This window comes from Flavobacterium orientale (genome assembly GCF_014638005.1).
GTDB lineage: Bacteria > Bacteroidota > Bacteroidia > Flavobacteriales > Flavobacteriaceae > Flavobacterium > Flavobacterium orientale.
Genome location: NZ_BMFG01000013.1, coordinates 1 through 21,302, shown reverse-complemented (window position 1 = coordinate 21,302; position 21,302 = coordinate 1). Strand labels below are relative to the sequence as shown.

Here is a 21,302-nt window from a genome sequence, read left to right as displayed (position 1 = left end):
TTCCTTGTATATGGGCATAATAAATAAATTGAAGACTGCAATCGGTTTAAGCCGTTTAGATAACAGTTTAGATAACACTGAATTTAAAGCGGTTTTTAACACTACGGTAGAAGAATACGCAAAACATTCCAAATTTTTTTACACTGTTGCTTTCGCAGAGGTCCCTGCATATAACAATGTTGTTAAAAAATGGGATGATGAAAAAAAAGGAGAGTTTGTCCTTTTTTTAACCAACGTAATTAAAAACAATTATTTGGGTTACAACCGTGGAGTAAAGAAAGAATCAGACGAGTTCCAAATGGCTTCGCAGATGATTCATAATTTATTTAGGAGTAAGTTGAAGTTATCAGAAACAATTGTCGTAACGATATATGATTCATTTAAAAAAAATGTTCCAGAAAAAGAATACAACAAAATGTACTGGTGGCCTTTGGCGGGTTTCTATAAGCAAATAGAAAATAACTTTAAACCGGTCGAAGCACCGGTGGCCATCTTGGAAATTTTAAATGACATCTTACGATTTAAAAAAGACACGAATAGTTATTATTACAAAGACCAAATCAAGTTAGAAGAAAAGATAAAAGCATTTCTTTTTGCAAATCAAGGCAACGAAGGCTCGATTAAACCCACCTACTTTGTTGGTGAAGACGGATTTCAATCAGCCGCAAATGCCTTACTTGACCAACAAAAAGAAGAAGATAGAAAACTGTGGTATAAATTAGTAACATTAGCTCAGAAAGCAACGGGTAGTAAACCCACGCAAAAATACTTAAACGAGGCAAAAGCCATCATTGACCAGTTGGGAGCAGACAAGTTTAAAAAAGTAACACAAGAATGGTTCAACCAAGTGATCAACCTTAAAGAAACCGTTACAACGCATACGCAGGTATACAACAAATCGGAATACACCTATAATATCACTGAATTCTTAACTAGTCTTAATTCCGAAGCCATCAAAGGGTTTGTTTGGATGTCATCATGGTTTTATGACAATACTACTGTGCAAACCATTAGCAAATTAGCAGAACGTTGTTTCAAAAAAATACCCGAGAAAGGGCCGGCAGCAGCAGGCATCGGTAATGCATGTTTATATACATTGTATGCTTCAAAAGGATTAGATGGCATAGCCCAATTGTCGCGATTACGATTAAAAATCAAGCAAAATAATACGCTCACATTAATTGAAAAGTACATTGACGAAGCAGCTGTAAAATTAGGCATCTCCTCCATTGAAATAGAAGACTTAGCAGTAGACGATTTCAAATTAAAAAGTCACCAACTAACCTATGTATTTGAAGAGTATACTGCAGTTCTGGCAATAACCGGTACTGGGAAATCATCCCTAAAATGGTTCAAACCGGATGGCTCAGAACAAAAAACAGTACCACAACTTGTGAAAGATAAGTTTAGTGCTAAACTCACAAAAATAAAAGCAACCCAAAAACAAATTGACCAAACGACGGCAGCACAAAAAGAACGTTTCGACCGCATGTTACGTAGCAACAGAACCATGAGCATCGAGTACGTCAAAGAAAAATACATGCAACACGGCTTGCTGTCCTTTGCCATCAACAAAGTGATTTTTAAGTTTTCAAATGCCCAAGAAGAGGTCTTAGCCATTTTTCTGAATAACCAATGGGTAACGGTAGCAAAAGAAGTAATTGACATCGACAAGTACAAAGCAGCTACATTGTGGCACCCGGCAACAAGTTCAACCAATGAGGTGAAAGAATGGCGACAATTTTTAATGACCAATCAAATTCAACAACCTTTCAAACAAGCCTATAGAGAAATATATTTACTCACCGATGCTGAAGTAAACACCAGAACGTATAGCAACCGCATGGCATCCCATATTTTAAAACAACACCAATATGTTACTTTAGCAAAAGGACGTAACTGGAGAGCCCGATTAATCGGTGCATGGGACGGTGGCGACCAAGATACCGCACAACTACTAATGCCGGAATACAACCTTACTGTAGAATATTGGGTAAATGCACTCAACGCAGACGATGAATTCAACGCAACAGGTATTTGGAATTACGTAACCACCGATCAAATTCGATTTGTCAACACCCAAACCAACGACCTGATAGCATTGGTAGATGTTCCTCCGGTGGCATTTTCAGAGGCCATGCGAGACATTGACTTATTTGTAGGTGTCGCAAGTGTGGGTAACGACCCAACATGGAGCGATTCCGGTGGGCTACCCACTTATAGAGATTACTGGCAATCTTACTCATTTGGCGATTTATCAGAAATTGCAAAAAACAGAAAAGAAATCCTGCAAGGACTCATTCCACGCCTAAAAATTGCATCAGTAGCCAGCATTGAGGATAAATTTGTGGTTGTAAAAGGAAAAATCAGAACCTACAAAATTCACATTGGTAGTACAAATATTTTAATGGAGCCAAACGATCAATATTTATGTATTGTGCCTGATAGAAGTAAAAAAGACAACAGCGAAAACCTGTTTTTACCGTTTGAAGGTGATAACGGACTATCGGTCATTATTTCAAAAGCATTGCTACTGGCAAACGATGATAAAATTACAGACCGCACCATAACATCACAAATCAACCGATAATGAAACGGTATCAACAGCAAATGGTACTCCCTGAAATAGGAGAAGCTGGTCAAGAAAAGTTGAAAAACGCCAAAATTCTGATTGTAGGTGCCGGGGGTTTAGGAACCGTCGTGGCAACCTATTTAGCAGTAATGGGAATTGGAAAACTAAGCATCGTAGATTTTGATGAAATAGCAGAAACAAATCTACACCGACAATTTCACTACACACCAAACGACATCGGACAAAAAAAAGTAACTGTACTAGCACAAAAATTAAGAGCACAAAACAACAACATCAAAGTTAACGCAAGTACAGAAAAGATAACAAAAGATAATATAGCCATACTAATGGAAAACTTTTCGATAGTATGCGATTGCACAGACAATATAAGTGCCCGAGTACTACTCGACAAACATTGTGATGCAGAAAAAATCCCTTTAGTACATGGTGCTGTTTCCGATTGGCAAGGTTATGTTACTCTTTTTCATTACAAAAATAAATTCCGGTACAGTGATCTAATTGAAGTTGAAGCGTTACTAAGAGCTCAAACTTGCCAAGATAATGGAATTAGTAGTCCTATTTGCGGAATTATAGGGAGTATAATGGCAAACGAAACCATAAAAATAATCCTGAATACCAACTCGACCCTTGAAGGAAAATTGCTTTATATTGATGGCTTAAAAAATGTTTTTAAAACCTTCAATTTAAAAAAGTCAATGTGAGTCAAAATACTTAATTTCAAGTATTATATTTCATCAAATCACCAATTTATCAAGTCACCCCAATCGCTCCTAGCTGACAGAAGTCTCCTTGTTGCCACGCTGCTCTTCAACGGTCTCGCAACCTCGAAGCAAAAAAAATTCCTTTTTTACCGCCATCCAAAAACAGAAAACAAACAACAGAAAACAGCCATCTAACTCCTTATTCTTCGCCAAATCTACATTCAACCTATAACCCAACTTCTCCACCATCAAAACCAACTGTTTAAAAGAAGGCACATGCTTTCCTTTATTCCATTCATTAATTCTTCCAACTGGTTTACCGGTTAGTTTAGCAAATTCAGTTTGATTAAAATCTGTAATTGCTAAAAGCTTCAAGTATAGTTCAAATTGAATTTCCATAATAGTATATTAAATCCTACAACAATAACCCGAAGTCAAGTATAGTTATCTCTACAAACCCCACCCAACATTTAACTAACAACCGATAACGGACAACTGACAACCGACAACAGCCAACACCCTAGACCCTAAACGCAATCATCTCCACACTATACGGAAAAGCAAAATCCTGTACGTTAGTCCTACCATCCAACCAAGCCATTTCATCACGTTGCTTAAGCATAATCGGCATACGTTTTTTATGATTATGAATATACTCCATTTGCTTATTGGCTGCAGTAGTTACAATCGAGAAAGAATTATAATTTGTTCCGGTAGCTGAATTAAGCCAAGTTTCATAAATACCGGCAAAAGCAAATAGTTCCGATTCACTGGAAGATACGCGATACTTGTCTTTCGATTTGCCCTTTTCATCATTCCAATGCCATTCAAAAAATGCGGAAGCAATCACCAAACAGCGATTCGATGTACTATTTCTAAAACTAGGCTTTTCCTCAATCGTTTCAATTCGGGCATTCAATGTATTTTTCCTAAAGTCGATATCTTTTGACCACGAGGGTACAAGTCCCCAATGATAATTAGTAGCAATAATTTCAGGAGAAGTATTTAAAATAACCGGAACATTTAAATACTCAAACCCAACAATAAAATCAGATTGTAAAAACAAAGCAGGTTGGTCCACTTTTGCGTTAAAACGTTTTTCAACTTTTAGTAGCGGTTCGCTTTGTTCAGAGTAATAACACATATCTTTGTACTTTAAATCAAAAGTACAGAATTATGATCAAACCGGTAATACTAAGCTTAAAATTTAAAGCTCCGTTTGAATCCGTTTATGAGACGGAGGATCCAACCTATTATGATGATGGCTATTATTCAGACTACTTAAGAAAACACTTAAAGGATGCTGAAGTAGTAGCTATGATTGATTACGAAGGTGTACCTGTTAATCCAAGCGAGCCTGAACCAAATACAAGTTTAGACACAGAAAATTACTATGTTGATTTGCTTGTTTACAACTATAAAAATCTAACAAAAGAGGAATTATTTGGAGAACAATTACATTATATGTATGAAACTAGTTCGAATATGGATGTACAGTGTGAATACATTTGTCGTGTTGCCAACTGTCATTTTATAATGTTGGGATTAGATTCCTTTTACGATCAACAGTTTCATGATGACTTGTTACGATTTATACCGGTATTTTCTTTTGAAACGGCAATTGAGCCTAATTTAATACATGAAAATTTAGAAGTAATGCGATCCAAGATCATCAAATTAATGGAATCAGGAAAAGCAAAATATGTCTACCTCTACGAAGTTGATAAAGATGAGCCCTTTAATGAAATGTGGGATACGAGAGAATTTGTAACTTACATCGCTTTCAATTTTAAAGAAAGACATCATTTGAATCTTTTATCACAAATTGAAGTTTATGAAAAATGTCTGGAAAAGATTAAGAATGATGATGTTGAGCTCTTCGGTACCTACTTAAATGGTGACACTATTCATATTGGTTTTATTTAATGATACCTCATAAAGTCATTTCAAAGTAAAAATTATATAAAATTCAAAAAACATAAAATTCATTGCCTACTTTCATCACCCCATTCTCTCCTTAATCTCCATTACATCCCCCTGCAATTTCCTAATAATCCCTTCCAAACTATCCGCAGAAAAATGTTCTGGTTTAAAGTTTTCTCTTTCGAGACTTCCTGCATATTCCCATATTTCGGCAATTTCAGAAAATTTGACTTCGTAGGGTTTATAGAACGTATTATCGGAATTTAATGTAAACGTGTTTTTTCCGTTTTTATTTAATCGCTTGTAGACCATTTCATTGTTGGTCGTAATGACGATATAGGTTTTGCCGTCTACCACATCGCCCAATTTTTCCACATATTTCGCGATGATGTACGACTTACTGTTGTGCGGCGGCATGGAATCACCATCCACGGGAAAGGTGCGGTACTTTTCGTTTTTATTGAGCCAAGGAAGGGAAATGTGATCGAGTTGTGACATAAACGTAAAATCGGCATAACCGCCTGCGGCATAACCGGCTTTGGCTTTGTGGGTAATAATTTCAACCAAATTTTGTCCTTCGTTGTTGACAGTAATGGGCAACACAATGCGGTTGTCTTCCAATTGCAGTAAGTTATCAATGGGTGTTTTTCGTAAATCGACCGTTAACAATAAATCGATACTGATGTGGTAATATCTCGAAATAATGAGTAAGGTTTCTGCGGGTGGTGTATTTTTTCCGTATTCATATTTCTTATAGCGATCAAGCGGTAATTTCATACCGTCGGCAGCTTCTTGTTGGGACAAGTTTCGTTTACTTCTCAACCATTTTAAATTGTCTGCGATATACAACATATGTTAAAGGGATTTTAAGTCACTACAAAAATACTAAATAAAGGGATTAAACGTCCTAATTTTGTAAACTAATTTCAATTCCAAAAATTTAGAACACTATGTCACGAGCGATTGTACATATGGACTTAGACACTTTTTTTGTCTCTTGCGTCCGATTAGAGAACCCACAATTGAATGGAATTCCTCTAATTGTAGGCGGTGGCGAAAGGGGTGTGGTGGCATCTTGTTCGTATGAAGCAAGGTATTTTGGGGTGCGTTCTGCTATGCCTATTCGAATGGCGATGCAATTGTGTCCGCAAGCCAAAATTGTCAAAGGGGATATGGAATTGTTTTCCAAAAAATCGCATGAGGTTACCCAAATTATTGAAGAGCATTCCCCATTGGTTGAAAAAGCAAGCATTGATGAATTTTACCTAGACATTACAGGAATGGATAAATTCTACGGTTGCTATAAATGGACCAATGAATTAACCCAAACCATCACTAAAGAAACCGGATTACCCATCAGTTTTGCTTTATCGGTCAACAAAACCGTCTCTAAAATTGCTACAGGAGAAGGCAAACCCAAAGGCAATTTGGAAATTTCGGAAAGCATGGTCAAGCCGTTTTTGAATCCGTTATCCATCCGTAAAATTCCGATGTTGGGAGAAGTGACATTTAATTTGCTTTCGAGATTGGGGATTAGAAACATAGAAAAATTAGCGGAAACGCCTGCGGAAGTGTTGCAAAGTATGATTGGCAAAAACGGATTGGAAATCTGGAAGAAAGCCAATGGCATTGACAATGCACCGGTGGAACCTTACCGAGAAAGAAAATCACTTTCGACGGAGCATACTTATTTGCAAGATACGATTGACATTAAAAAAGTGGAATCGTTGATTTTGGGTATGGTGGAAAAATTGGCGTATCAGGCTCGTAAGGAACAATGGTTGGTTTCGACATTAGTGATTAAAATACGTTATGCCAATTTTGATACGGAGAATTTGCAACGAAAGATAGCCTATACTTCGTGCGATCATATTTTAAGTAAAATAGCTCTTGAATTGTTCAACAAACTTTACAACCGACGTATGCGAATTCGGTTGGTTGGGGTATCGTTTGCCGGTTTGGTTCGTGGTACTTATCAAATCAATATGTTTGAAGACACCGAGGAAATGATTGCCTTGTATCAGGCGATGGATAAAATTAAAAACCGTTTTGGCTATGATGCTGTAACACGTTGTGGCGGAAGAAACATCACCTCCAAAGCAGGAAATATCGTTAGCAATCCCAGAAGTCAATCAGTAGTACCTAACTCCATAAACCCTGAATAATGTATCTCAATTGCCATTCCTTTCATTCGCTACGTTACGGCACGATTCCGCTACAGGATTTAGTGGAACAGGCAGTATTGTTTGGTGTGACGGCTATGGCATTGACCGATATTAATACCGTTACGGGTATTTACGATTTTTATAAAGCGTGCAAAGCTGTGAATATTAAACCCTTGGTTGGTATTGACTTTCGCAACGAAGGTCAGCAACTTTACATTGGTTTAGCCAAGAATAGAAAAGGTATAGCCGAAATGAACCGTTTATTGACTAAACACAATTTTGAAAATACACCGCTTCCTAACAAAGCACCTAATTTTGAAAATACGATTATCCTATATCCGTTTGATAACATCCCGGAATCGTTGAATGACAATGAATTTATTGGCATAGCACCGGAGCAACTACCCAAGTTGTATAATTATGTTTGGAAACGCAAGATGGATAAAATGGTGATTTTGCAAACGGTGACGTATCGGACCAAAAAAGAATTTAATCTGCATAAAATACTTCGAGCCATTGACCTGAATGTCTTGGGTTCAAAACTGACGGCAACTGATTACTGTAATGTTTCACAGGTGATGCTTCCTTTAGAAAAACTCATTGAAAAGTATAGTGATTATCCGCAAATTATAGAAAACACAAAATCTATCCTTGAAGCTTGTCATTTTGACTATGATTTTAATACACCAAAAAATAAGAAACATTACACGACCAATCAAAAAGACGATAGTGCCTTATTGACTAAACTAGCCTATGAAGGGATGATTCGGCGGTATGGGTCAAATAATCCCGAAGCCAAAGCCAGAGTAGAAAAGGAATTGAAAGTCATCAATGAATTGGAATTTAGCGGTTATTTTCTCATCACTTGGGATATTGTGCGATACAGTATCAGTAAAGGGTTTTTGCACATCGGGCGTGGGAGTGGTGCCAACAGCATCATTGCTTATTGTTTGGATATTACCAACATTTGTCCGTTGGAACTCGACTTATACTTTGAGCGTTTTTTGAATGTGAATCGAAAATCACCTCCTGATTTTGATATTGACTGGTCGTGGCGGGAAAGGGATACTATCTTAGACTACATTTTTACAAAATATGGTGCAGATCATGTGGCTTTTTGTGGGACGAATGTAGAATTTAAGTACCGTTCCATTTTCCGTGAAGTAGGGAAGGTATTTGGTTTACCGAAAGAAGAGTTGGATGAATTAGCCAAAAACCCCATGAAAGCCCATCATAAAAATGAAGTGGTAAAAATGGTGCAAGATTACGGTATGTTACTTGAAAAATATCCCAACCAACGCAGTATGCATTCCTGTGGTATTCTTATTTCAGAAGAACCGATAACCAATTTTACAGCATTGGAAATGCCTCCCAAAGGCTATCCCATCGTGCAGTTTGATATGCATGTAGCCGAAGACATCGGGTTTGATAAATTTGATATTTTAAGTCAGCGTGGCATTGGACATATTGACGATACGGTGAAACTGATTAAGCAAAATCAAGGCATTGAAGTAGATATCCGTGACACTTCGTTATCCAAAGATGAGAAAATCTGTAATCAACTATTGAGTGAAGGCAAAACCATTGGCTGTTTTTACATTGAAAGTCCGGCCATGCGAGGTTTACTAAGACGATTAAAATGTGATACTTATAAAGTACTGGTGGCTGCTTCCTCCATTATCCGACCGGGAGTTGCCCAATCGGGGATGATGAAAGAGTATATTTTTAGGCACAATTATCCTGATCGTTTTGACTACTTTCATGAGGTGTTTAAAGAACAATTAGGTGAAACCTATGGCATTATGGTGTATCAAGAAGATGTAATCAAAATTGCCTTGCATTATGGTGGACTTCCCGCAGCTGATGGTGATATCCTTCGTCGTGCGATGAGTGGAAAAGGACGTTCTAAAGCCGCTTTACAAAAAGTAAAAGACAACTTCTTTGCTTCCTGTAAAAAACAAGGGCATCCCGAACAGTTGAGTCAGGAGATTTATCGCCAAATAGAATCGTTTGCAGGTTATTCCTTTTGCAAAGCCCATTCGGCGTCGTATGCGGTGGAAAGTTATCAGAGTTTGTATTTGAAAACTTATTATCCTATTGAGTTTATGACCGCTGTTATTAATAATTTTGGAGGTTTTTACAGAACGGAAGTGTATGTGCATGAAGCACGAATGTCCGGTGCCAAAATCCATAACCCTTGTATTAATACAAGTGCCTATCAAACCACGGTGTATGGAAAAAATGTGTATTTAGGTTTTCAGCATTTAAAAAGCTTGGATGTAAAAACAGCCGAACTCTTGGTAACTGAACGACAAGAAAACGGGAAGTATGCCTCCTTAGAAGATTTTATCAATCGGGTTCCCATTGGTATTGAAGGCATTCAAATCTTGATTTTTATTGGAGCCTTTCGATTTACGGGAAAACCGAAAAATGAACTGCTCATTCTGGCACGATTGATTCTCATCAACTTTAAACCGGAGCACCGTCACCTGACGTTATTACAAGAACCGGTGAAAGAATATAAATTACCGGTTACAGAACGTTCTCCTTTTGAAGATGCGTTTGATGAAATTGAACTGTTGGATTTTCCGGTTTCGGTCACGCCTTTTAATTTATTACAGACTAACTATCGTGGGGACGTAATGGCAAGGGATTTGACCAAGCACCACAAGAAAACCGTTCGGATGTTGGCGTATTTAATTTCCCGAAAACAAGTTCCAACCAAACGAGGCGATATGTATTTTGGCACTTGGATCGATGCGGAAGGCGAATTTTTTGATACGGCACATTTTGCTGATTGCCTTCAAAAGTATCCTTTTAAAGGAGGAGGATGTTATTTGTTGCTCGGTCAAGTGGAGGTGGATTATCATTTTCCTACTATTACCATTTCAAAAATGGAAAAAAGGCCATTTATTCCTGATCCCCGTTATTCCGCTACGGATGAAAAACGTTTCCAAACACAGCAACAAATTCGCGAAGATGTGAGTATGACGCACCGAGCACCGTATCCACAGGAACATGAGATTAATTTGCCACGGCAAAAGATGACGCAAAACTAAATGAAAAGACAAGAATTTGCCATAGTTGATATCGAAACCACCGGTGGTTATGCCGGTGGCAGTCGCATTACAGAAATTGCCATTCGAATTCACGATGGTGTCAGTGTCATTGAAAGTTGGGAATCATTGGTAAATCCGCAACAACATATTCCGCCTGCTATTTTTGCTTTGACCGGTATAGATAATGACATGGTCAAAGAGGCACCTATTTTTGATGCCATTTCAGAAACGATTTTAGAACTACTCACGGATCGAATTTTTGTGGCTCATAACGTCAACTTCGACTATTCGTTTGTTCGCCATCAACTGGAAGAAGCCGGGTTTAAGTGGACGGCTAAGAAATTGTGTACGGTACGAGCGGCACGAAAAATAAAACCCGGGTTGCCTTCGTATAGCTTGGGTAAACTTTGTTATTCGCTCGACATTCCGTTACTTAATGCACACCGTGCCGGAGGTGATGCTGATGCTACGGCGATATTATTTTCACAATTAGTAGCCTGGGATAGTGAAGGTGAAATTTCAAAAATGATAAAGAAGACGGCGGTAGACCAGCGATTACCACCCAATTTACCACCAACCGACTTTGAAGAATTACCTGAAAATCCGGGGATTTATTATTTCTATAACTCTGAGGGGAAAGTGATTTATGTGGGTAAGGCGGTCAATATTAAAAAACGGGTGGCTTCGCATTTTAGTGGGCACACTATTTCGCCGCAAAGACAACATTTTATGCGGGATATTTATAGTATTTCGTTTGAAGTTTGTGCTACAGAGTTAATGGCGTTGGTTTTGGAATGTACTGAAATAAAGAAATTATGGCCTATGTACAACAAGGCCCTTAAGCGTTTTGAACCTAAGTTTGGATTGTATAGCTACGAAGCCCGCAACGGTTACTGTTATTTAGCCGTTGGCAAATTACCTAAATTTCATTCCTGTATTGAATCCTTCAACAGTCTATATGATGGCATCAACATACTTCGGAAATTGGCAACTCAGTTTGAAATCGATCAGCGTTTTTGTAATTACGGTGCGATTAATGATGGCGAGGTGCATTCCAAATTCAGCACTACTGATTTACCGGATTTAGAAACGCACAATGCCCAAATTGAAAATGCTTTGGAATTTTTAGTCAGTAACCGACCCACTTTTGCTATTATTGACAAAGGTCGCACGAACGAAGAGCGAAGCTGTATTTGGGTGGAAAAAGGGCACTTTTACGGCATGGGATATATCAGTGCTGAGGTGGGAGTAACCGAATTAGCTGACGTAAAAGGGTATGTGACGCAGTATAAAAGCAATAGTTATATCACGCAGTTGCTTTATGGGTATGCGAAGAAATATCCGGGGAAGATTTTCGGCAGGATGATAAACTAGCAGTGTGGCTGACTGCTGGGTAGGAGATTCCTTCCGCCCGGGCCGGATAAAATTTCGTCTTCGACATCCCTTGGATGACAAAAATTGGGAGGTGACAAAAATAGGGGGTGACAAGCACGTTGGTACATCTACTATTTTCTATACTCCGTACTCCATACTCCATACTCCATACTCCAAACTCTAAACTCCCTACTCCAAACTCCCTACTCCAAACTCCAAACTCTTTCTACACCCGTAAATCATACAACGATACCCACGTAAAATGCAATGCATCTCAAAAGCACGGGGCTATATTTGTACTAATCGATTCATTGGGAGCGTTTTGCTGTTTTTATTGGGTTTGCGTACCCTATTTAGTCACTTAAAAAAAACTTTTATGTTGGAACATATACTAGATAATAAAGGAAGAGCGGTTAGTAAGCGAGAAGTAGGGTCATCCTTTGATTTATGATCCATCCGCACACCGAAGTACGCTTTATCAGCAAAGAAAAAGGCTATGGTTTGGTCGCCACGCAACTTATCCCAAAAGGCACCATAACTTGGGTACAGGATGAATTGGATCAGGTAGTTACTGCTGATCAAATGACAAAGATGAGCCCTGCTATCATATGCTTTTTGGAAACGTACTCGTTCACCAATAAAAAAGGAGAGAAAGTATTGTGTTGGGATAACGGCAAATTTGTCAATCATAGTTTTACACCGAGTTGTTTTAGCACGCCTTATGATTTTGAAATTGCAATCCGAACCATTTATCCCGGTGAAGAGCTCACCGACGATTATGGTTATCTGAACGTCGCACAGCCGTTGGAGGTTATGGATGAAAATGCCATCAGAAAATCGGTTTACCCCGATGATCTTCTCACGTTTTATAAAGAATGGGACGCTTTGATTAAAGAAAATGTGCCTGCAGTTTTAGAAGTGGCACAACCCTTACAACAATTCATTCCTACGGAGGTATGGAATGAGTTTGTATCCGCCGTACATCGGCCCGAGCAATTAAGGTCGCTGTTGGAATGTTATTACAAGCCGATCATTCCAAACACCAGTGAACCTTCTTCGCATAGCTAGGTATCACTTTAATTGAGCGAAACGTCTTACTGCTATGAAAAAAACTATGTTTCTATGTGGTTAAAGCAAGAACAACAAAAAATTTAACCACATAGGTACATAGGAAAAAGGACATAGAACCAATGCTTGGATTCGCATAGCTAGGTGTTACTTTAATTGTGCGGAAAGCTATGGAAAACTATGTTTCTATGTGGTTAAAGCAAGAACAACAAAAAATTTAACCACATAGGTACATAGGAAAAAGGACATAGAACCAATGCTTGGTTTCGCATAGCTAGGTGTCTCTTTAATTGAGCGAAGCGTCTTACTAGCTATGAAAATCTATGGCTCTATGTGGTTAAAAAAACCACCAAATTGAATTACAAATAAAATAAATTAATAAAAAAAAATCGAAATTATGAATGTACAAGAATCAATTGCAAGACACTTACCTGCTTCTGTAGGTAAAACGAACGTATCGCAAGCAGAGCGTATCGCGATGGTCACCTTGGGTGCCTATCTCCTGTATAAAGGAACGCAAAAAGAAAAATGCTGGGGTAAAATCACCATAGGAACAGCTATTCTTTTGCGAGGTGTTTCAGGCTATTGTCCCGTTTATGATGCGGTGGACCATCTTAAAAATGAAAAAGGCACTGATGTGACCATTCATTTACAGACGGTGGTCAACAAACCGGTTGCCGACGTGTATGCTTTTTGGCGTAATCTTGAAAATTTACCCCGATTTATGAAGCATTTGGAATCGGTTAAAACGATAAATCCAACCCTTTCGGAATGGACGGCAAAAGGTCCGGCGGGTATTGGTACGCTCACTTGGAAAGCCGCCATTGCAAAAGAGGAAAAGGAAAAAATGCTGAGCTGGCAGTCGCTTCCGGATTCGGGTGTCACTAATTCGGGAAAGGTGCTGTTTAAAGCGAACGGGCAAAGTACGGAATTGGATATTACGATTTCTTATGAGGCTCCGATGGGTGCTGTAGGAGCGGTTGCTGCTAAATTTTTGACGCCTTATTTTGAGAAGTTGATTCGAGAGGATGTGACAAATTTTAAGGATTTTATGGAGGTGCTGCAGAAGTGATTCAGATCCACATAACAGAGCCGTAGGCTCGACCGATTTTGTAGGGCCGGATTTTAATCCGGTTACTTGGGTTTTAAAAATTTATGGAGGTTTTGCAGAAATAGTCAAATGTTCACGCAGGAACTGAGGGTAATTAATAAATTTTTTCTGGACGCGAAGTCGCAAAGAATTGGCGGCTCTGTGTCTTTTGCTAGATAGTTTTCTTATAATCACAGTCACACGTGGCGTGCTATGCTTGAGTGACTTTGATTATAAGATCATTCTCTTTTGGAACGACAAACTGTACTAGATGAGCAGTGTGTAATAAACTGATTCCTAACATTAGGTATTTTTTTATTCATTCCTAATAGGTTGGCACAATTTTTTTGCTTCCCGGTAGTTTAAAAAAGAAGCGAAATATATTTTTAAGATAAAGATTGTGATACTGTTCAGCTACTAGTAGTGGCAATCGGCTAAGTTTTCTCATCAACAATTAGGTGTTTTTTGTGATAAATTTCACAAAAAAATAACAAGAGTGTTGCACTTTTTATTTTAAAGATTGTAAATTTGCCCCGCCATGAGATCTATAATATACCTACTATTGTGTTACTTGTGTAGCCAGGCTATGCTCGCACAACCCAGATACACGCCTTACAACCAGTTCTCTTTAGAAGGGGGTTATGGTGTTAGTATCCCTACTCGAATTGTTTCTGAAGTGTCCGATAAAAGTTTTGTATCGGTGACGCACATTGCTTTGGGAGCCCGTTATATGTTCAATCAGGACTGGGGGGTTAAAGGCCAATTGGCTTTTGACCGTTTTTCCGAATCGGCCGATTTAGGGACTAGTTTTTTCCGAATGGATGCCCAAGCGTACTATAACTTGGGACGCCAATTGGGATTGCCTTATGCCACTAATGAACTTATGGGTTTGTATGCTCATGGAGGATTGGGTGTTAGTTTTGCCCGTTCGTTATTTAATGACTCCAGAGAACATAACGGTAATATACTTATTGGTTTGACCCCTATGTTCAAATTGTCTGACAAATTAGCTTTACCGATTACACTGTCTTATACGCATACCATAAAACAACACTTTTCTTTTGATGGTATTCCATTTGACCCACCTACAGTTGCCTACCGCAATGGAGGTCATTACACGTTTTCTGTGGGATTGATTATTTATTTAGGTGAGGAACGAATGCACGCGGATTGGTATTAGTTAAAGAATTTGGTGACGGAGTTGGAATTTGTCGAATTTTTATAAGTGATGGTTTAATCTCTTTGCTGTATGTTCAACTATGCCTTCCGGGAGGCTTATCCAAATTTCATTGTGGTTATCATGGTTTGCTAATCGATTTTAATTCTTCTCTTAAAATCATCAACTACTGACAAATTGTAAGATTATGTAAAAAAAAGACATATTTTTTTATTCACATTTTAAGGGGTTAATGAAATTCTCAAAGATTTTAATTTAAGTAGTGCACATCTACAAGCTAGGAAATTATATTTTTAACACAATAAAAATACATTTTGCTTAGTATCCATATATTTTCAATAATTTTTATTGTAAGTATTATCGTTAATGCAGTTCGATTTTTATCGACAAACGACGCTTTTACTCGACTAGTGACTTGTTCATATAATGTTAACAATTACGTAAAGTTTTGTCCTATTTTCTAGCGTTTTTATCGATATTTTTGCTTTCAATTTAATATTTAATTATGGAAAATAAAATACTTTTCAGAATGCAAAATTTCAAAAAGATTTTTAGGCTATTACCTATTTTCTTGCTAATACCTATTGCATCAAATGCTCAAATTTTTGAGAGTTTTGAAACAGGATTACCAACTTCATATAATTCTGTACTTACAAGTTACACACTTGTCTCAGGCTCATGGCAAATTAAAGATGTTATTTCAGGGACGACTGGTGTGCAAAGTGGAACAAGATCAGCTCAATTAAGAAGTGCAACAGCTTCTCAAATAATTACACCAACTTTAACAGGTGGAGTAGGAACTATTTCATTTTATGTGACTTCTTCAACTATATCAGGAGCATATCAAGTTAATATTTCAACTGATAATGGACTTTCTTGGTCACCCGCCCCTGGGTCACCATTTACTATAAGTACGACAAAAACTTTGCGAACGATTTTAGTTAATAATCCCCTCGTAAATAAAATTCAAATTTACCGTACAGCTGCAACAATCTATATTGATGATTTTAATGCAACTATTTCTGCTCCTCAGTCAACTATTAATGGAGGTGTTACTTCATCGGAAGAATTTGCAACCATCTATGGAACAGCATCCAATTCGCAATCTTTTGTTGTGTCCGGTTCTAATTTAACAAACAGTTTAGTAGCAACAGCCCCATCAGGCTTTGAAGTTTCACGAAATGATGTTGTGTCTTATGGTACAACTGCCAGCTATACCGCTTCAGAAGCTAATGCAGGAGGCATTTCTTTTTTGGTGCGATTAAGTGCAATTGCATCAGCAGGTACTTATAATACCCAATCAGTCATTTTATCCAGTACAGGAGCTACTTCTGTAAATATAACCACTTCTGCCTCCGGAAATGAAGTGTCAAAAGCACCACTAAACATAACAGCAGGAAATCAATCAGTTTCGTACGGAACATCAGCTGTTACGGTTCTTGCAGAGGGTAATTTTTCACCCACCGGTTTTGTCAATGGCGATACCGCCGCGGTTTTAGGAGGTAGTGTTTCTTATACAACAACTTATGTAGCTACTTCCGGAGCAGGAACGGCCGGATTGACTATTACACCTGTAACTTCTAGTTTAACAGCAGCTAATTATAGCTTTACGCCGGTTGCCGGTTCAGTTACTGTTACACCAGCTCTACTCACCGTAACCGCTGATGATAAAACAACCGTTGAAGATACGACGCTACCCCCTTACACGGTAAGTTATACCGGTTTTGTAAATGAGGAAGATGAAAATGATTTAACTGTTGTGCCAACGGCTGACAGTCCAACGGCCGATATCGCAACTGCAGGGAGTTATCCTATTGTAGCAAGTGGTGGTGAGGCAACCAATTATACTTTTGATTATGTAAACGGAACATTGACGATTACTTCAGCATCCGCTCCTTTATGTCCGCTATCCACCGGCATAAGTCCTACTGAGCCGCAAGCATATTGTCAAGGTGCTCCATCGAGTGTTATCACTGCTTCTATTTTAGATGCAGGGGCTCAGGGAACACCAAGTTACCAATACCAGTGGTATTATAATACTACGGATTCCAATACCGTTGCCGGAGCTACTTTAGTTGCAGGGGCAACGTCATCCACTTATGCTCCGGCAACGGATGCTACTGCTGTAGGAACGCGTTATTATTTTGTAGTGGGGTATGCAGCAGATAATGGGTGCGGTCAAACCAATACTACCCAATCGTTAGCGTCTACTACGGTAGCAATAACTATCTTTACGACACCAACCGCTACTATCACACCGGCAGGGCCTACCACTTTTTGTGCAGGTGGATCGGTGCTTTTACAAGCGAGTCCGGCTCAAACGTACAATTGGTCTAACGGAGCCACAACAGCTTCGATTATAGTGACTACTCCGGGAGACTATTCTGTGGTTACTACCATCGAAGGTTGTGACAGTGCGGTATCCGCTCCTGTGACGGTAGTCGTTAATCCTACACCGTCAACACCAACGATTACCCCTTCGGGTAGTACTGACCTTTGTTTTGGGGAGATGGTTACTTTAACGGCGAGTGCGGGTAGTACCTATTTATGGTCTACAGGGGCAACTACACAGAGTATTGATGTTAATTCAACCAGTGCTTATACGGTAGTTGTTACGGATGCCAACGGTTGTACGAGTCCTTCATCAGACCCAACCAATGTTATGGTGGCTTCAGCTTTAGTGCCTGGTAGTGTAGCAGGTATAGTTACGCCATTACCAGATGCACAAGTGGTTATTAGTCAAGTGTATGGTGGTGGTGGTAATAGTGGTGCTCCATTTAACCGCGATTTTATTGAATTGTTTAATCAATCAACAACAGCTATATCATTAGATGGTTGGTCTGTCCAGCATACTAGTGCTTCAGGAACTGCTTGGAATGTAACTAATTTAACAGGCTTGATACCAGCTGGAGGTTATTATTTAGTTTACCAAGCTGGTGGATCTAATGGATCACCATTACCAAGTTCTGATGCAGTAGGTACAATTCCAATGGGTGCAGCATCCGGTAAAGTTGCATTAGTAAATAACACAACGCCACTTTCAGGCTCAATAAGCTCAGGAAATGGGAATGGTATAATTGATTTTGTCGGGTACGGAGCTGCAAATGGTTATGAAGGAGCCGGCCCAACGTCTGCACCAAGTAACACTACAGCCGTTATTCGTTTGAATGCGGGTTGTACGGATACTAATTCGAATTCTGTTGATTTTGTAACTGGAACACCTACACCTCGTAACAGTGCCACACCGGCAAATAGCTGTGGCATAACAGCCGCAACAGAAACTATTTGTTCCGGAACTACGCCAAGTGCTTTACAAGTTACTGCGGCTACAGGAAGTACCGGTTCGTATGCGTATTCTTGGTACCAATTTGATGGTACTACAACTGCACCAACCGGTTCGACTATTCCGGCAGAATGGACTTTAGTGGGTACGGGAACTAATTTTACTCCTGAGGCTTTAACCGCATCGGCTACTTTTGCAAGTTATGTGACTCCCAACGGTTGTGCAGGAGCTTGGGCTAGCGGACAACGTCAAGTTTTCGTTAACGATTTACCAACGGCTATAATTGAACCTACTGGTACAATTGTACTACCGGCAGGAACACCACAAGAATTAACTGCCACAGGAGGAACTGATTTTGTATGGTCGACTACAGCGACTACAGCGACGATAACGGCTACTACCTCAGGTTCATATACGGTAATAACCACCGATGCCAATGGTTGTGAAAGTCCCGCTTCGGAACCCACAGTAATTGCTTATGCACCGGCCGTAATATCTGATGCTATGGCCACTGATATTACGTTGACTTCGGCTACTTTGAGTGGTACGGTTACTGCTTCAGGTGATACAGCCGTTTCCCAACGCGGTATCGTGTATGCGGAAACCGGTGTACAGCCAACTCCGGTTTTGGGAGCTGATTTTGTAACTACTTTAGTGGCTCCAACTGCTGAGGTGGGTCCGTTTTCACTTGCTACAGCAACCGACTTAACTATCAATACTACCTATTCGTACCGAGCTTTTGCTACAAACGAACAAGGAACAACATACGGTGAAGTAGTTACCTTTACCACGTTATCTAATTTACCGAATGCGACTTTGGTAGGTGATGCACCTTCTTTTGAAGAAGTATGTACTACAGGGTCTTCAAATAGTGCTATCACTTCGTTTGTTTTTGATGGTAACTATTTAGAATCATCCAACTTGAATGTAGCTTCTGCAGCAGCTGAATTGACATTTTCGTTGTCATCAGACGGCGTGTATAGCAACCCCTTGGTAGTGCCTAATGCAGGTGCTACATTAACCAATCAAGAAGTATGGGTGCGTTTTACACCAACGCAAACAGGGGCATTTAGTGCTACTGTAGCGATTAGTGGTGCAGGAATTACACCGGAATATGAATTTGAGATTACCGGTTTTGGTGTTAATACGCCGGTTCTGGTAACAACTACCGAAGCAACCGCTATTACGTCAGATGGTGCGACTTTATCGGGTAGTACAACAGCAGGTTGTAGTGCCGTGATTACCTCCGGTGTTTCCTATAGCCTTTCTTCTGATATGACTAACAGTACGGAAGTGCCTTTTGGAACTGCTGTTACTGGATTGACTGCTAATACGCTGTATTACTACCAAGCTTTCGCTCAAGATGCTACCGGTTTAGTATATGGTGCTCAATTGAGTTTCACTACTAATAATTTAGCAGCACCAAACGCCTTGCCGGCTTCAGGCGAAACAGTTAGTTCGTTTGTTGCGAATTGGGAACCGGTAGTTGGTGCAACATCCTACCGTTTGGATGTAAGTACCAACGAAAATTTTGCGATGTCCGTTCCCGGTAGTACAACAACTGAGACTTTTGACAATGTGGGAGGAGGTACGGCTTCGACGTATACTACTCGTAGTTGGACAGGAGTAGGAGAGATAACATGGACAGCCTACAAATCCAGAACAGATGAAGTAGTATTTTCAGGAAATCCGGCAATTACTTTGCGAAATGAAGCAGATGCTTACTTAATATCGAATCCTATTTCGGGAGGGCTTAATGCAATTTCTTTTGATGTGAAACAAGCATTTACAGGTTCAGGTGGTGAGCTATCTGTCACTGTATTACACGGTCCCGGATTTGTAAACTCAACTCCTGTAGGCACACAGCCTTATAACACGAATGTCTCTACTTTCAGTGCCGGCAATTTGAATATTTCAGGGGACTATATAATTCGAATAGACAATAATGCCAGTGCAAGACCTGCAATAGATAATCTTAGTTTTACAAGTAGTTCAATTTTAACACCTTCATTACTTGTAGATTATAATGATTTGAATGTTGATGATGTAACAACTTATCCTGTAACCGGATTGTTAGAAGCAACAACCTATTACTATCGTGTTCGAGCGGTTGCTCCAACAAGTGTTTCCGTAAATTCCAACCCTATTACGGTTATCACTTTATCAGCTCCTGCCACGTTCGGCAGCATTGCTCAAGCAGCATCTGTTTGTGATGGTCAAACGGCTACTTTCAACGTAACGGGTTTATTGGCTCAAGAGACTACAGCTTTGACTTATCAATTGAATGGTGGTGAAGCCACAACGATAGCATTATCAGCGTCTCCGGGCGGTACAGCTTCTTTTGCATTACCTCTTGCATTTTCTTTGAATGGCACTAGCATAACAGTGTTATCGGTTGCCAGAATGGACGATGATTTTACTATCATAGCGGGTACTACAGTAAACTTAACTGAAAATAATACTGCTACTTTAATGGTGACTGCTCAATCGACTTGGTATGTAGATGTTGATAACGACAATTACTACACTGGCGAAGCTGTTGTAAGTTGTGACTCACCGGGTGCTACCTATAAAAAGGCAGAAGATTTATTAGGTGGCGGCGACTGCAACGACAACGACGCTTCCATTTACCCCGGAGCTCCTGTGATTTGTTATGATAATATCTCACAAGATTGTAATACGGATATTTATGATGGTTGTGCGATTGTTTTATCGCGTTTGCGTAATGATAATTGTGGTGCCACTTTAACCAGTATCAATCAAACTTTACGTGGCGATTTCCGTTTATCACCATTACCTGCGGGTACCAATATCACGGGTTATACTTTCTTTGTTAAGAATTTATCTACGGGTGCTGAACGTGAGGTAG

Annotated in this window: 13 protein-coding genes; 10 read left to right on the top strand and 3 right to left on the bottom strand. The window is 39.4% G+C overall.

What is annotated here, in order from left to right:
- The first annotated feature begins 10 nt into the window (after positions 1-10).
- Complete coding sequence (locus IEV15_RS13490; protein ID WP_188363066.1) at positions 11-2,590, top strand: DUF4132 domain-containing protein; 2,580 nt, start codon at positions 11-13, stop codon at positions 2,588-2,590.
- On the top strand, positions 2,590-3,294 hold the full coding sequence (locus tag IEV15_RS13485; protein WP_188363065.1) for a HesA/MoeB/ThiF family protein: 705 nt from the start codon (positions 2,590-2,592) through the stop codon (positions 3,292-3,294). The genes IEV15_RS13490 and IEV15_RS13485 overlap by 1 nt, the downstream gene beginning before the upstream one ends.
- Positions 3,295-3,363: 69 nt before the next feature.
- Here IEV15_RS13485 and IEV15_RS13480 read toward each other — a convergent pair whose 3' ends face one another.
- Both IEV15_RS13480 and IEV15_RS13475 read right to left on the bottom strand, forming a co-directional pair.
- Entirely contained in the window at positions 3,364-3,693 is a 330-nt protein-coding gene (locus tag IEV15_RS13480) for a helix-turn-helix domain-containing protein (protein ID WP_188363064.1), read from the bottom strand.
- A gap of 121 nt (positions 3,694-3,814) precedes the next feature.
- Complete coding sequence (locus IEV15_RS13475; RefSeq protein ID WP_188363063.1) at positions 3,815-4,438, bottom strand: SOS response-associated peptidase; 624 nt, start codon at positions 4,436-4,438, stop codon at positions 3,815-3,817.
- A 32-nt stretch (positions 4,439-4,470) separates the two neighbouring features.
- On the opposite strand from IEV15_RS13475, the gene IEV15_RS13470 reads away from it, so the two are divergent.
- Positions 4,471-5,220 (top strand): hypothetical protein, encoded by a 750-nt coding sequence (locus tag IEV15_RS13470; protein WP_188363062.1) that lies wholly within the window; start codon positions 4,471-4,473, stop codon positions 5,218-5,220.
- Between the two features lie 75 nt (positions 5,221-5,295).
- Here IEV15_RS13470 and IEV15_RS13465 read toward each other — a convergent pair whose 3' ends face one another.
- Positions 5,296-6,069 (bottom strand): XRE family transcriptional regulator, encoded by a 774-nt coding sequence (locus IEV15_RS13465; protein WP_188363061.1) that lies wholly within the window; start codon positions 6,067-6,069, stop codon positions 5,296-5,298.
- A 98-nt stretch (positions 6,070-6,167) separates the two neighbouring features.
- On the opposite strand from IEV15_RS13465, the gene dinB reads away from it, so the two are divergent.
- The 7 genes from dinB to IEV15_RS13430 all read left to right on the top strand — a co-directional run.
- Positions 6,168-7,382, top strand: a complete 1,215-nt coding sequence (gene dinB, locus IEV15_RS13460) for a DNA polymerase IV (protein ID WP_188363060.1) — start codon at positions 6,168-6,170, stop codon at positions 7,380-7,382.
- The gene (locus tag IEV15_RS13455) at positions 7,382-10,441 is read left to right on the top strand and encodes a DNA polymerase III subunit alpha (RefSeq protein ID WP_188363059.1); all 3,060 of its coding nucleotides are present in this window, start codon (positions 7,382-7,384) and stop codon (positions 10,439-10,441) included. Before dinB ends, IEV15_RS13455 begins: the two co-directional genes overlap by 1 nt.
- Complete coding sequence (locus IEV15_RS13450; protein ID WP_188363058.1) at positions 10,442-11,815, top strand: exonuclease domain-containing protein; 1,374 nt, start codon at positions 10,442-10,444, stop codon at positions 11,813-11,815.
- A gap of 447 nt (positions 11,816-12,262) precedes the next feature.
- Complete coding sequence (locus IEV15_RS13445; protein WP_188363057.1) at positions 12,263-12,883, top strand: SET domain-containing protein; 621 nt, start codon at positions 12,263-12,265, stop codon at positions 12,881-12,883.
- Positions 12,884-13,280: 397 nt separating this feature from the next.
- Positions 13,281-13,955, top strand: coding sequence for an SRPBCC family protein (locus tag IEV15_RS13440; RefSeq protein WP_188363056.1), 675 nt, complete (start codon positions 13,281-13,283; stop codon positions 13,953-13,955).
- A gap of 556 nt (positions 13,956-14,511) precedes the next feature.
- Positions 14,512-15,153 (top strand): outer membrane beta-barrel protein, encoded by a 642-nt coding sequence (locus tag IEV15_RS13435; protein WP_188363055.1) that lies wholly within the window; start codon positions 14,512-14,514, stop codon positions 15,151-15,153.
- 502 nt (positions 15,154-15,655) lie between these two features.
- Positions 15,656-21,302 (top strand): MBG domain-containing protein (locus IEV15_RS13430; protein ID WP_188363054.1); only part of this gene is annotated, 5,647 nt, incomplete at its 3' end.